At 41.7% G+C, this 12,817-nt stretch carries 12 protein-coding genes; 6 read left to right on the plus strand and 6 right to left on the minus strand.

What is annotated here, in order from left to right:
* Positions 1–88: 88 nt before the first annotated feature.
* Positions 89–529, minus strand: coding sequence for a hypothetical protein (locus TOL9009_RS0131955; RefSeq protein WP_029637464.1), 441 nt, complete (start codon positions 527–529; stop codon positions 89–91).
* Between the two features lie 163 nt (positions 530–692).
* On the opposite strand from TOL9009_RS0131955, the gene TOL9009_RS48045 reads away from it, so the two are divergent.
* A complete protein-coding gene (locus TOL9009_RS48045; RefSeq protein WP_186227790.1) occupies positions 693–1,136 on the plus strand; it encodes a hypothetical protein in 444 nt (147 codons plus the stop codon).
* Here TOL9009_RS48045 and TOL9009_RS41170 read toward each other — a convergent pair.
* Together TOL9009_RS41170 and TOL9009_RS0131970 are read right to left on the minus strand one after the other, a co-directional pair.
* Positions 1,077–1,349: a type II toxin-antitoxin system VapC family toxin gene (locus TOL9009_RS41170; protein WP_242055102.1), complete on the minus strand. Its 273-nt coding sequence runs from the start codon at positions 1,347–1,349 to the stop codon at positions 1,077–1,079. The genes TOL9009_RS48045 and TOL9009_RS41170 overlap by 60 nt on opposite strands.
* Positions 1,350–1,473: 124 nt before the next feature.
* Entirely contained in the window at positions 1,474–1,758 is a 285-nt protein-coding gene (locus TOL9009_RS0131970; protein WP_029637466.1) for a hypothetical protein, read from the minus strand.
* 212 nt (positions 1,759–1,970) lie between these two features.
* Between TOL9009_RS0131970 and TOL9009_RS0131975 the strand changes: the two genes are divergently transcribed.
* On the plus strand, positions 1,971–5,822 hold the full coding sequence (locus TOL9009_RS0131975) for a CHAT domain-containing protein (protein ID WP_242055100.1): 3,852 nt from the start codon (positions 1,971–1,973) through the stop codon (positions 5,820–5,822).
* Here TOL9009_RS0131975 and TOL9009_RS0131980 read toward each other — a convergent pair.
* Complete coding sequence (locus TOL9009_RS0131980; protein ID WP_029637468.1) at positions 5,819–6,205, minus strand: hypothetical protein; 387 nt, start codon at positions 6,203–6,205, stop codon at positions 5,819–5,821. The two genes, TOL9009_RS0131975 and TOL9009_RS0131980, sit on opposite strands and share 4 nt — an antisense overlap.
* A gap of 55 nt (positions 6,206–6,260) precedes the next feature.
* Between TOL9009_RS0131980 and TOL9009_RS48050 the strand changes: the two genes are divergently transcribed.
* Both TOL9009_RS48050 and TOL9009_RS0131985 read left to right on the plus strand, forming a co-directional pair.
* Positions 6,261–6,401 carry a hypothetical protein gene (locus TOL9009_RS48050; RefSeq protein ID WP_186227738.1) on the plus strand — a complete coding sequence of 47 codons (141 nt, stop codon included), beginning with the start codon at positions 6,261–6,263 and terminating at the stop codon, positions 6,399–6,401.
* A 339-nt stretch (positions 6,402–6,740) separates the two neighbouring features.
* Complete coding sequence (locus TOL9009_RS0131985) at positions 6,741–7,472, plus strand: 2-phosphosulfolactate phosphatase family protein (RefSeq protein WP_029637469.1); 732 nt, start codon at positions 6,741–6,743, stop codon at positions 7,470–7,472.
* 130 nt (positions 7,473–7,602) lie between these two features.
* Here TOL9009_RS0131985 and TOL9009_RS0131990 read toward each other — a convergent pair whose 3' ends face one another.
* Positions 7,603–9,378 carry a M61 family metallopeptidase gene (locus TOL9009_RS0131990; protein WP_029637470.1) on the minus strand — a complete coding sequence of 592 codons (1,776 nt, stop codon included), beginning with the start codon at positions 9,376–9,378 and terminating at the stop codon, positions 7,603–7,605.
* 220 nt (positions 9,379–9,598) lie between these two features.
* On the opposite strand from TOL9009_RS0131990, the gene TOL9009_RS0131995 reads away from it, so the two are divergent.
* Both TOL9009_RS0131995 and TOL9009_RS41175 read left to right on the plus strand, forming a co-directional pair.
* Complete coding sequence (locus TOL9009_RS0131995; protein WP_038298154.1) at positions 9,599–10,681, plus strand: 4-oxalomesaconate tautomerase; 1,083 nt, start codon at positions 9,599–9,601, stop codon at positions 10,679–10,681.
* A 68-nt stretch (positions 10,682–10,749) separates the two neighbouring features.
* Positions 10,750–12,099 carry an APC family permease gene (locus TOL9009_RS41175; protein WP_051503171.1) on the plus strand — a complete coding sequence of 450 codons (1,350 nt, stop codon included), beginning with the start codon at positions 10,750–10,752 and terminating at the stop codon, positions 12,097–12,099.
* A 252-nt stretch (positions 12,100–12,351) separates the two neighbouring features.
* On the opposite strand, the gene rpsU is transcribed toward TOL9009_RS41175, so the two are convergent.
* A complete protein-coding gene (gene rpsU, locus TOL9009_RS0132005) occupies positions 12,352–12,546 on the minus strand; it encodes a 30S ribosomal protein S21 (RefSeq protein WP_029637472.1) in 195 nt (64 codons plus the stop codon).
* Positions 12,547–12,817 lie beyond the last annotated feature (271 nt).

Here is a 12,817-nt window from a genome sequence, read left to right on the forward strand (position 1 = left end):
CCGAAGCTGCGAAAGTCAATATTTCGCAGCTTTTTCTTTCATATTGTACAGTGACAGATTATTTGTCATCGGGAACAGATTAATGTCGTCATACCGAATTAAGTGGAGTTGTGCCATTACCGTTAGTTGACGTATTGGCGATCGCAGCTTGAGTAGGTTGAGTGGCAAGAACCGCTACAACTGGAGCAACTTTTGAACTAGATTTTTTATTTCTTTTTCCATTAGAGCCGCCAGCCTTGGAATACTCTATACTGTTTCTGCCGTAGACAGTTGCAACTCCACTTAGCATTCGTTCAGACATTTCGGAGAGAGCTTTATCCATCTGGATTATTGTTTTACGCGATTCTTCAAGATTGGACACAAGCGTGTTATGAGCTTCTAACGTCGCACGAGTAGTGTTGATAAGGTGGTTGTAGGCTTCAATAGTTAATCCATGTCCTAAATCCAGATTTTCACCAACGGATTTAAACAAAGCGAGACGAAGTTGGGCTTTGTCAACAGCAGCAGAACTACGAGTTCTTAAAGACATGAGATATCCTTTTTTTTAATAATTCCTTTTTCAACATAATGGAGTATGCTTTTGCCTGAGATGGGTAGTTTTATGGATTTATTTAATTAAAATTCAACGAAATAATTACGAGTTTATCTGTATTTTTACTCATTTTTCATATCGATTTGTTGTTTGAGAATAAGTGCAATCAACAAATGCGAACGCCAAATCAGCAAATGCGAACGCCAAATCAACAAATGCGAACGCTATATCAACAAATGCGAACGCTATATCAGCAAATGCGATCGCTAAATCAACAAATGCGATCGCTATATCAATAAATGCGATCGCTATATCAATAAATGCGATCGCTATATCAATAAATGCGATCGCTATATCAATAAATGCGATCGCCAAATCAACAAATGCGAACGCCAAATCAACAAATGCGAACGCCAAATCAACAAATGCGAACGCCAAATCAACAAATGCGAACGCCAAATCGATAAATGCGTTTGATCGCTCCTCTTCTCACCTGAAACTGCCACTTGCACCCCTACAAAAGCTTTACCAATTGCCAATCCCTTCAGGGGAAAATTCTTTTTACATAAGAATAAGCAAGTATTTTTTCATCCACGCTTACTAAAGGAACATCATAGATTCTCGCTGTTGAAACGATAATTCTATCGGCTGGATCTTTATGAAAATTTCCTGGAAGCGAGTAGCAATCAATGGCAATTTGGGGAGTGATTGACAGAAGAACTACCCCCTCTTGTGCCAAAGCAATATTAAACCATTCTTCAACGGGACAGGGAAGAATTAGCTTATTTTGGGTAACAAGTCTGCTAATCTCTAACAAACTTATCGAGCAAACACCTAAACCATGAGGTCTTTCACTATTTATGGACTCATTTCATTGTGCCTATCTGTCAGTCTAGAATCATTGTGATTCCACCAAACCCAAATATGAGTATCAAGAATGATCACAAATCATTCACCTCAAAATTCTGATTTATTTCCCAATCATCAGGAGAAATAACGGGTTCATTCGGGTCCGCCAAATAAGCATAAGGTTGCATTTCTCTAAGAGGATTAACGGCAAATTTGGCTTGATGTTCAGAAGAATAGCTAATTGTAGAAAACTTTTCAGCGATACTTTCTCTCAAGATAGAAGAAGCTAGTTCTTCGACGGAAATTTGTTGTAAAGTTGCTGCTTTAATTAGAGATTCTTGAATTTCTTGAGTGATGTAAATGTTGGTGCCAATCATTTTTTACTCTTGCTACTTTTTTATATGATACCAAACATCCTCAGCAAACATTTGAGCTATTCATCAACGTTTGAGAGAATCTTAAAAGCTTCAGTAGCTAGTTTTTTGTTGAATGTAGATGTAGGGGGATGCGATCTTTGTCGGGAATGCATCACTTGTGATGAAATTCTATACTTTTCTGGAATCTGGGGCGTTGGTGTTGAATTTATCTCATGATAAAGTTGCGTATCACGCTCTTACCCATGAATGAACAGCGTCAGCAAGCCTATCTCAACCTCATTCGCAGCCTGTTAGATTCCCCCAGTGGAGAAGAAGCCGGAATTTTAGCAGCAAACCAAGAATTACTTGATGCTGGCTTTGTGCAGAAGGTAGAAGAAGTAGCACAGATGTATTCCCAACGCGGGGATGAGAATACAGCGAATTGGTTGCAATATTTAGCAAGTTATCTTCAAAAAGCGTTGAATTTAGATAATGAAGTAGATTTGCAATCTCTCAGTGAGGAGGAGATACAAGAAGTATACCGCCAATTCTTAATGGAAGTACTACAAGCAACCCCATTAGACAGTAAGGGTAATTCCCAGGAAGTTTACTGCTTGCTGGCAAAGAATAAAGACAAACTCGACGGAGTGCTAGCAGAAATATTGCGCGGTTGGGGGACAAATAGACTGGGGAAAGCGAAAGCAGATGAGGCGCAATACTTAGCAGTAGTCATTGGCAATTTCAGTAATCTAATTCAGCAATTCCCCTTGGGTAGCAAAGCCAACAATATGGAAATTGCTATTACTGGCTATGAAGTCACGTTGAAAGTCTTCACCAGAGAAGCTTTGCCTCTAGATTGGGCAATGACGCAAAATAATCTTGCTGCTGCCTACATCGATAGAATTAAAGGAGACAGGGCAGATAACATCGAGCAGGCGATCGCTACTTCTACTGCGGCTTTAACTGTCTTCACCAGAGAAGCTTTGCGTAAAGAATGGGCAGAAACGCAACATAATCTCGCTACTGCCTACAATAATAGAATTAAAGGAGACAGCGCAGATAACATCGAAAAAGCGATTGCTGCTTATACCGCAGCTTTAACTGTCAGAACCCAACAAGCTTTGCCTAAAGAATGGGCAGAAACGCAACATAATCTTGGAGTTGCCTACAGCGATAGAATTAAAGGAGACAGGGCAGATAACATCGAAAATGCCATCGCTGCTAATACCTCGGCTTTAACTGTCAGAACCCAACAAGATTTGCCTAAAGAATGGGCAAATACGCAAAATAATCTTGCTACTGCCTACAATAATAGAATTAAAGGAGACAGCGCAGATAACATCGAAAATGCGATCGCTGCTTATACTGCGGCTTTAACTGTCAGAACCAAGGAAGCTTTGCCTAAAGAATGGGCAGCAACGCAAAATAATCTCGGACTTGCCTACATCGATAGAATTAAAGGAGACAAGGCAGATAACATCGAAAAAGCGATCGCTACTTCTACTGCGGCTTTAACTGTCTTCACCAGAGAAGCTTTGCCCCAACAATGGGCACAAACGCAACATAATCTTGCTACTGCCTACAATAATAGAATTAAAGGAGACAGCGCAGATAACATCGAAAATGCGATCGCTGCTTATACTGCGGCTTTAACTGTCAGAACCCAACAAGCTTTGCCTAAAGAATGGGCTGCAACGCAAAATAATCTTGGAGTTGCCTACAAGGATAGAATCAAAGGAGACAGGGCAGATAACATCGAAAATGCGATTTATGCTTATGAGGCGGCTTTAACTGTCTACACCAGAGAAGCTTTGCCTCTAGATTGGGCAGATACGCAAAATAATCTCGGACTTGCCTACAGGGGTAGAATCAAAGGACACAGGGCAGATAACATCGAAAATGCGATTGCTGCTTATGAGGCGGCTTTAACCGTCAAAACCAAAGAAGCTTTGCCTCAACAATGGGCAGGAACGCAACATAATCTGGCAAATGCCTACAGGGAGAGAATTAAAGGAGACGGGGCAGATAATATTGAACAGGCGATCGCTGCTTCTACTGCGGCTTTAACTGTCAGAACCAGAGAAGCTTTGCCTAAAGAATGGGCAGATACGCAAAATAATCTGGCAGTTGCCTACTGGGAGAGAATTAAAGGAGACAGGGCAGATAACATCGAAAATGCGATCGCAGTTTATAATGCTGCTTTAACTGTCTACACCAGAGAAGCTTTGCCTCTAGATTGGGCAATGACGCAAAATAATCTCGGACTTGCCTACATCGATAGAATTAAAGGAGACAAGGCAGATAACATCGAGCAGGCGATCGCTGCTTTTACTGCTGCTTTAACTGTCTACACCAAAGAAACTTTGCCTGAAGACCATGCAGAAACTTTGTTTTCATTGGGAAGAAGTTACCAAGATGCAAATCAGTTTTATTTAGCATACAGTAAATTTAAATCTGCCATTGTCACTATAGAATCTTTGCGAGAAGAAATCGTTTCTGGAGAGGAAAGCAAACGCAAACAAGCGGAACAATTTAACAAAGTTTATAGCCGTATGGTAGAAGTTTGCTTGCAATTAAATAAGATTACCGAAGCAATTGAATATGTTGAACGTAGTAAAACCCGCAGTTTAGTTGAACAAATCCTTGAACGTGACTCTAAAACCATCTTCCCTCCAGAAGTAGTCACTCAACTAGAAACATACAGGGATGAAATAGCCGTAGGACAATATCAAATCCAAAATGGCAAAGCTGAAAATCCCAAAGTCCTTGCACAACATCTCCAACAGTTGCGAAACCAGCGTAATGAATTACAAAACCAATACTTACCCGTTGGTTATGGTTTCAAACTTGATTCCTTCCAACCTACTTTGGATGACCGTACAGCCATTATCGAGTGGTATCTTATCAAAGATAAAATTCTGGCGTTTATTGTCACAAAAAGAGAAGAATTAAGTGTTTGGCAATCCAAACCAGAAGACTGGGAAGCTTTGTTTGATTGGTTAAATCAATATTTGCATAATTACTCCGGTCAAAAAGACCAATGGCAAAATAACTTAGGGGAAGAACTCAAGAAATTAGCTTCGATTCTGCACATTGATGAAATATTAACCCTGATACCAAAGTACTGCGATAAACTCATCCTAATTCCCCATCGATTCCTGCATTTATTTCCCCTTCATGCAATTCCAATAAATCAAAATTCTGAAAATTCGTCTTGTCTTCTGGATTTATTTGCTGGTGGTGTTAGCTATGCACCCAGTTGTCAACTACTGCAACAGGTACAACAGCGCAAACGTCCTGATTTTCAATCTCTATTTGCAATTCAAAACCCTACAGAAGACCTGAATTACACCGATTTAGAAGTACAAGTTATTCAACGCTACTTTAATACTTCCAATGTCCTGAAAAAAACAGCAGCGACACTCACAGCAATTAATAATACTGACTTAAATACTTACCATTGCGCCCACTTTAGCTGTCACGGATATTTTAACTTAACAAATCCCGGTAAATCAGCTCTAATTTTGGCGAATGCACCCGTAGCTGACACAGTTCCACAACCAAATACAGAACGTTATCTTAATTTACGGGCAGGTGAAACCCACGATTTAGAAAAATGCCTTACCTTAGATAAAATCTTCAGTCTCAAATTAGAAAAATGTCGCCTCGTTACCCTTTCCGCTTGCGAAACTGGATTGATTGATTTTAAAAATGCCAGTGATGAATATATTGGTTTACCTAGCGGTTTTCTGTTAGCTGGTAGTCAAGCTGTAGTTAGTAGTTTGTGGACTGTTAGCGATTTATCTACAGCATTTTTGATGATGAAATTTTATGAAAACCTGCAAACAATAAATAGTGTCTCCATAGCACTCAATCAAGCACAGCAGTGGTTACGAAATTTAACAACAGAGGAATTTGAAGCACTATTAGTTAAATATCAGCCACAAATTGAAGAAATTTTTGCTCAAATTTCAGAAGATTGGCGTCCAGTAGCAAAAGCGAAGTTAAAAAAAGCCTGCAAGCGCAAACCCTACCCTTTTGCAGCACCATTTTACTGGGCAGGATTTACAGCTACAGGGCTTTAGGATTCAGGTTTGGCAGTTTCACAAAATTGCTTCTTCCCAATTTTGGCAACATAAATTAACACTGGAGTTGCCAAAGCTGCGGGAATATTACCACTTGCTGCTAGGGTGGCGATCGCAGTTGTCAATACTCCCGTCATCAACTCGTCAAATTCTTCCTGACAGATGATTTGGCTGAGTTTTTGGGCTAATTTCTCTAAATAATTTGAATCTCCCCCTCCCCTCAAGCTAACTTCTGCTTCGGTTGTCTCAACAGCAATTAACTGTGCTGCTGCTTCCAGATTTCCTTTACACTCTTCTATGGCATCCAAAGCTGCTAAAGCTTCTGGACTATCCGCCAACTGGCTGCGAAAGTGACTAATTTCTTCTGGTGTAACGGTAATCATTTAATAGTTTTAACCAGTAAATAAATATATGAAGCATTAAATAATTATACATTTAATGCCTAATCTAGAGATATGGCGATCGCCCTTACACGACATCAACAGTAAGAATAATTCTGCTGTGCGATCGCAGCAATTGTTTGGGCAATCAGAAAAATTAATCAAGAGACTTGGTGTATTTCACCCTTTTTTCTCGTAGTTTACAAACCCTTCTGATACTTTGCCATTTCCGTAAACAGCATCCTACATCTATGACAATACCCATCCTCCCACAGTGCAGGCTTTTTGAAAGGTGCTTCACAATTTGGACACTTCGCTGAAACTTGGAACGAATTACATCATCAATATTATTGTATTGACCCAATCGCGATCGCCTGTAATGCACCGAAGCCGCTGGCTCTAAATACAAAGCGTGTCAGACTTATTATATGCATCATGATATCGAATTGTTATAAGGTGCTTTAGTTTTAATTTTAGTGGCAGCATCTGGGTAAGATATTACTTGCGACAGTATTATAAGACCAGGTTTACCCAGCAAGTGAAGCTATTCGTTTACCACACTCCGGAATTGACTCCAGGGGATAAAGCGCCAGACTGCGCGATCGCCGTTGATGTTTTGCGAGCAACTAGCACAATGGCGACTGTCTTAGCGGCTGGAGGTGAGGCTATTCAAGTCTTCAGCGATTTAGAAAAACTTATGCAAGTGAGCGAATCTTGGCTCCCCGAAAAACGGCTACGAGCTGGAGAACGCGGTGGGGGCAAAGTTCCTGGTTTTGATCTGGGTAACTCCCCTCTCGACTGTACACCAGAATTAGTCCAAGGGCGACGCTTGTTTATTAGTACCACAAATGGTACTCGTGCTCTACAAAGAGTAGAAGATGCTGCAACTGTCATCGCCGCAGCTTTTATTAATCGGGCAGCGGTGGTGCGATATCTGATAGAAAAACAACCAGAAACAGTGTGGATTGTTGGTTCAGGTTGGGAAGGCAGTTTTTCTTTAGAGGATACAGCTTGTGCAGGGGCGATCGCGCACAGTGTTGTACAACAAACCAACTTACCTCTAGAGGAATTAGCTGGTAATGATGAAGTAGTTAGTGCGATCGCTCTTTATTCTCAATGGCAAGATAACTTATTAGGACTTTTCCACGCTTGCAGTCACGGTCAGCGATTGTTACGTCTTGATTGTCACGAAGACCTAAAATATTGCTCGCAAACCGATATTTTAGATGTTTTGCCCATGCAACGAGAACCAGGAGTTTTGAAAAGTTGAACAAGGGACTGGGGACTGGGGACTGGGGACTGGGAAGAATTGAGACGCTCTTGCAACAAAACAAGCGAGTGGTCTCAATCTCACTTCCCTTATTTCCCTAATCCCCAGTCCCTAATCCCTAGTCCCTCCTTCATCCTTCAGGTGACGCACGTAACCAGCCTGTTAAGTTTTCTTGCTGGATTGGCGAAGGATTAGCAACAGGTTTTACTTGATACCGCGTGGGACGTGGTGAAGCTAGGGTGACAGAATAAGTACGCAGTTCGTCTTGGTGGAAAACTGTAACTTCGATGGTGTCGTTGGGTTGATAATCTTTTAAGCGTTCGCTTAACCCAGTTGCTATCACCTTCATTTTATCAATTGCCAACAACTCATCACCTGCATCAATTCCCGCTATTTGTGCAGGTGAACTCGCTTCGACAAACTTAATTATCTCTCTTCCATTTTCAGCACTTGCTTTCACACCGAAATAAGGTTCTTCTTCGTTTTCTGCAACTAACTCCAAGCCAAAAGGTTGCAAATACTCGTTGAAAGGCAAATCTTCAGTATCATCAATGTAGCGCTTAAAGAAATCAGTTAAATCCATTTCTGCTACAGACTCAATTACTGACTGCAACTGTTGGGGAGTAAAGCCGATTTCATTGTAGCCAAATTGCTGCCACATTTTCAGCATGACATCATCAAAAGAGCGTTGATTGCCATACTTTGAACGGATCAGCAAATCTAGCAACAGAGATACCATTTCCCCTTTTAAATAGTAGGAAATTTGAGAATTGCCGCTATTGGCATCCTGACGATAAAGTTTAATCCAAGCATCAAAACTCGACTCGGAAAGCGGCTGCACTTTGCGCCCAGGTGTCTTTTCATACCGACTAATTTCTTTGCTCAAGCTAGTTAAAAATGTTTGAGCATCGTAAATGCCTGCTCGCAAAGGAATCAGCAAATCATAATAACTTGTCGTTCCTTCAGAAAACCATAAAGACGGTGTATAATTTTCCTGGTCATAATCAAAAACTTCCAGTGCTTTGGGACGAATGCGCTTGACATTCCACAAGTGAAAGAACTCGTGTGCTACCAATTGCATAAAGCGATCGTACTTATCTTGAGCGCGAAATCCAAAGCGCTGGTAAATTAACGAGCAACAGTTTTTATGCTCCAAACCACCGTAAGCTTGAGAAAATAAATGTAGTATAAATAGATATTTTTCATAAGGCAAACCGCCAAACATCTGCGCTTCCACTTGGATAATTTTCGCGATATCAGAAATTATCCGTTTTGCTTGCAAATTACCTTGTCCCCAAATTGCCAATTCATGGGGTTTTCCTAATACCTCAAAGTGATGTAATTGATGGCAACCAATTTCAAAGGGATTGTCTACAAGCGTGTCAAAATCCGCAGCTAAAAAAGTATTGGCTTGTTGATGTGGTGGTAATGCCGTAGCAATCTGCCATTCTGGGCGTGGTGGTATGATAGAAACGCGAATTGGTTGCTTTTCCCAACCTGGGATTCTAAAAAATAGAGCCGCACCGTTAAAATAGCCGTGAGTTGGATCTAAATGATTTGTCCGCACTGATAGTTCATTTGCAAAAATGCGGTAACTCACGGTCAATTTGGAAACACCAATTGTCTCTACTTGCCAGTGATTTTTACTGATTTTCCCCCAAGGCAAAGGTTCCCCGTCCGAAAAAGCGGCAAAATCCTGTAACTGTTTGGCGTATTCCCGCACCAAGTAAGAACCTGGAGTCCACACAGGTAGTTTCAAATCCAAAATCGGTAACGGGTAATTTGCTAAATGCAAAGTCACCTCAAACAAATGCGTTTCTGGTTGAGGCATTGCCACCTGATAATGAATTGTTGGCATGGCTTCTTGGATGCCAGTGTTGGTGAGAGGTGCTGTTGCTTCTGTCATCTGTAATTAAAGTTAAGAGGTAGGAGCGAGGAATTTAGAGTTAAATTTAACTTATAACTCATAATTGATAACTAATTGGAAGCATCAAGAGATAGAATAATCAAAATATTTTCTGCTGCTATTGTATAATTATTTACAAATGCCAGCAATGAGCTATTTGCGATTTCCTTAATAATGACTTTTCAGACGAAAACAACTTATAGCCAAACCTAATTCGACAATGCAAATAGCAATACCCTGTCTATTCATACGCGGTGGCACTTCACGGGGTCCCTATTTCCTCAAGACGGATTTGCCAGCAGACGAGGTAACACGGGACAAAGTACTTCTGGCAGTGATGGGTTCACCTGATGAACGCCAGATTGACGGGATTGGGGGTGCAACAACCCTCACTAGCAAAATCGCTGTCTTGTCTGCATCCAACCATCCTTGGGCAGATGTAGATTTTCTCTTCGCTCAAGTAAGCGTTGCTCAAGCTAAAGTCGATTTGCAACCGTCCTGTGGTAATATGCTTGCAGGCGTTGGTCCTGCAGCCATCGAGATGGGTCTGATAGCGGCTGTGGACGGCAAGACGGTGGTTAAAATTCACGCTGTTAATACAGGCGCACTGATTGAGGCTGTAGTCCACACCCCTGGCGGTCGGGTTACTTATGATGGCGACACAGCGATTGATGGTGTACCTGGGACAGCAGCGCCGATTTTGCTGAACTTCATGGAAATTGTAGGCTCTAAAACTGGCAAGCTATTCCCAACGGGTCATCGGCGCGAGGAGATTGAGGGAATTGATGTTACCTGCATTGATGTCGCCATTCCTATAGCGATCGCACGCGCTGATGCTTTGGGGAAAACTGGCTATGAAACAAAGGTAGAACTTGACGCTGACACAGCGTTCTTCGAGCGGATCGAAAGAATTCGCCGCATTGCTGGCGAACGCATGGGACTGGGCAACGTCGCGGGCAGTGTTATCCCGAAATTCGCTATCATTGCACCACCGCGCTACGGGGGCAACGTCACCTCTCGCTATTTTGTGCCGGATTCTTGCCATAGCGCCTATGCAGTGACAGGTGCAATCTGCGTTGGCTGTTGTAGCCTCATAAAAGGTTCTGTCGCAGATGGTGTGGCGACTGTGACAGGTTCTCTAGAGGAAACCGTTGTGATTGAGCATCCTTCAGGGAAGATTTCGGTTTCTCTAGTCACTAAAACGAATGATTCCTCCATAATTGTCGAACGCGCTGGCGTAGTCCGAACGGCGCGTCTGCTATTTTCCGGCTACGTCCACGTCCCAGCTAGCCTGTGGAATTAAATTAATGCAAAGCATCCGGTCTGGGGTAGTTAACTTTGGTAGCTTTAGATAAATCCAACGGATAAATTATGTCAAATGAAAATAAATACAAGGAACTCAAACGAGAGTTAGGTTGGTTTGGTGCAGGCATAATGGGGCTGGCGTCAGTAATCGGAGTAGGCATTTTTGTCAGCATTGGCATTGCTGCTGGGATATCTGGTTTTGCCGTGATTGGGGCTTTAGTTGTGGCTGGACTGTTGGGAGCTTGCAATAGCCTTAACCTTGCCCAACTTGCGGTTAGCCATCCTGTTAGTGGTGGAGTATATGAATACGGCTATAAATACTTGACACCTTGGCTTGGTTTTTCTGGAGGCTGGGTGTATTTTTTCAGCAAAATTGCTGTAGCAGCAACGGCTGCTCTCGGTTTTGCTGGTTATTTACTCAATACCACAGGTTTGACTGGGAGTGGTCTTTTAGTGCCTGTAGCCGAAGTTGCTGTATTCAGCGTGACTTTAATTACTCTCGGTGGTATACGCCGTTCTAAAGTATCGACTATCGTAGTTGTCTCAGTCACAATCCTGTCGCTACTTTTGTTGATTGTTGTTGGTTCATTCGTCGGCTTTTCAAATGGGTTTGAGAATCTCAACCTAAGAGGAACAAGCTCTAGTAACTGGACAAGCAACTTTCTTCAGTCCGTTGCGTTAATGTTTGTTTCTTACAATGGTGCTGCTCGCATATCTATGGTAGGTGAAGAGATCGTAGACCCTCAAAAAAATATACCAAGAGCGGTTATTTTCACAGTAGTTAGCACAATGCTGCTTTACATAGGAGTAGCTGTGGTCAGCTTGGGTTCAATTGGAGCAGAAGCTTTTAGTGAGGCAACGAGAGTGCAAGCAGCACCTTTACAAGTGGTAGCCGATAGCTTTGGCATTTCTGGTTTTGGAAGTATCTTGGCTGCTGGTGCTATCACTTCAATGCTGAGTATACTCCTGACTACAATTTTGGGTGTATCTCGTTTACTTTTAGCAATGGGTCGTCGTGGAGATATGCCTAGTTTTTTAACACAATTGAACAGTTCCCAAACAACACCTTATTGGGCAGTAATTGTTGTGGGCATCGCGATCGCACTTTTAATTTTAATCGGTGATGTAAAATCAACTTGGTCATTAGGTGCATTTGGTGCTATGTATCGAAGTGTCATCGTCAGTTTAGCAGCGCTACGGCTGAGTGATGAGCAACGGCTGTATCCACTATGGTTGACCTGGTTGTCTCTGTTATCTTCTTTGTTTCTGGCTTTTTGGGTAGAATGGCAATTTTGGTTAATTGGTTTGGGATTGATTGGAGTTGGGCTTGTGTGGCATTTTACAGTCCATCAGATTAACCCAACTGATAACGAGGCAGGTAATACAGGACACGGCAAAACCAATAAAGCGATATAGCGGCTAAGTCTGGACTTGGTATTGATCCAGCATCTTAGATTTGATCAAAAGATCGCGATCGCTGACCTTGATAAGAGGGTTAGCAATACGGGACTTGCGCCCTCAGAATTCAAGGTAAATGTGCTACAATAATTTAACCAGCCCCTGTAATTTGGCATTTCCGCCCCATAAAGACTTTACAGAAGGGAGGGTCACAACAACAGACATTTTAAATGTCTAATGAAGAGATACTGGTTTTTTTCCCTTTGAGTATTAAGTATAGCGAGAATTTTGTCTGCGACGTTGCTTGTGTCTTGCAATTGCTTTACGCTTTTCTTTCTCTATGGGTGTCTCAAAGTGACGCTTCTTTCGCATATCTTGGAAAATTCCAGCTTTAGAAACTTCCCGCTTAAATCTTCGCAAAGCTGATTCAATTCCTTCGTTTTCTCCTAAGACTACTTGCGTCATCTTATTCCTCCTATATGTCAATCAATAGTTGCAATTTATAGCACAAATAAAATATTCCAGCAGAGTCAAGTATTTCTCTTCATCTACTGGATACTCTAATCCTTATATCTACTACTATAACACAATGCTGTATATAGACATCTTTTGTCAAATTTGTCTAAAAATGAAAAACACCTCGACCCTTAGTTGGATGAAAGCCGCTTGCTGTATGATTTGAGAGCATGTAGTAAACTTCGCATTTAAGGCTTTATTTTGAGACGAAAAAGCGATC

The organism is [Scytonema hofmanni] UTEX 2349, assembly GCF_000582685.1.
GTDB lineage: Bacteria > Cyanobacteriota > Cyanobacteriia > Cyanobacteriales > Nostocaceae > Hassallia > Hassallia hofmanni.

Coding starts and splice junctions, on each gene's coding strand:
- TOL9009_RS0131955 (WP_029637464.1), bottom strand. CDS start 529: ATGTCTTTAAGAACTCGTAGTTCTGCTGCTGTTGACAAAGCCCAACTT.
- TOL9009_RS0131970 (WP_029637466.1), bottom strand. CDS start 1,758: ATGATTGGCACCAACATTTACATCACTCAAGAAATTCAAGAATCTCTA.
- TOL9009_RS0131975 (WP_242055100.1), top strand. CDS start 1,971: ATGATAAAGTTGCGTATCACGCTCTTACCCATGAATGAACAGCGTCAG.
- TOL9009_RS0131980 (WP_029637468.1), bottom strand. CDS start 6,205: ATGATTACCGTTACACCAGAAGAAATTAGTCACTTTCGCAGCCAGTTG.
- TOL9009_RS48050 (WP_186227738.1), top strand. CDS start 6,261: ATGCCTAATCTAGAGATATGGCGATCGCCCTTACACGACATCAACAGT.
- TOL9009_RS0131990 (WP_029637470.1), bottom strand. CDS start 9,378: ATGACAGAAGCAACAGCACCTCTCACCAACACTGGCATCCAAGAAGCC.
- TOL9009_RS0131995 (WP_038298154.1), top strand. CDS start 9,599: ATGCAAATAGCAATACCCTGTCTATTCATACGCGGTGGCACTTCACGG.
- TOL9009_RS41175 (WP_051503171.1), top strand. CDS start 10,750: ATGTCAAATGAAAATAAATACAAGGAACTCAAACGAGAGTTAGGTTGG.
- rpsU (WP_029637472.1), bottom strand. CDS start 12,546: ATGACGCAAGTAGTCTTAGGAGAAAACGAAGGAATTGAATCAGCTTTG.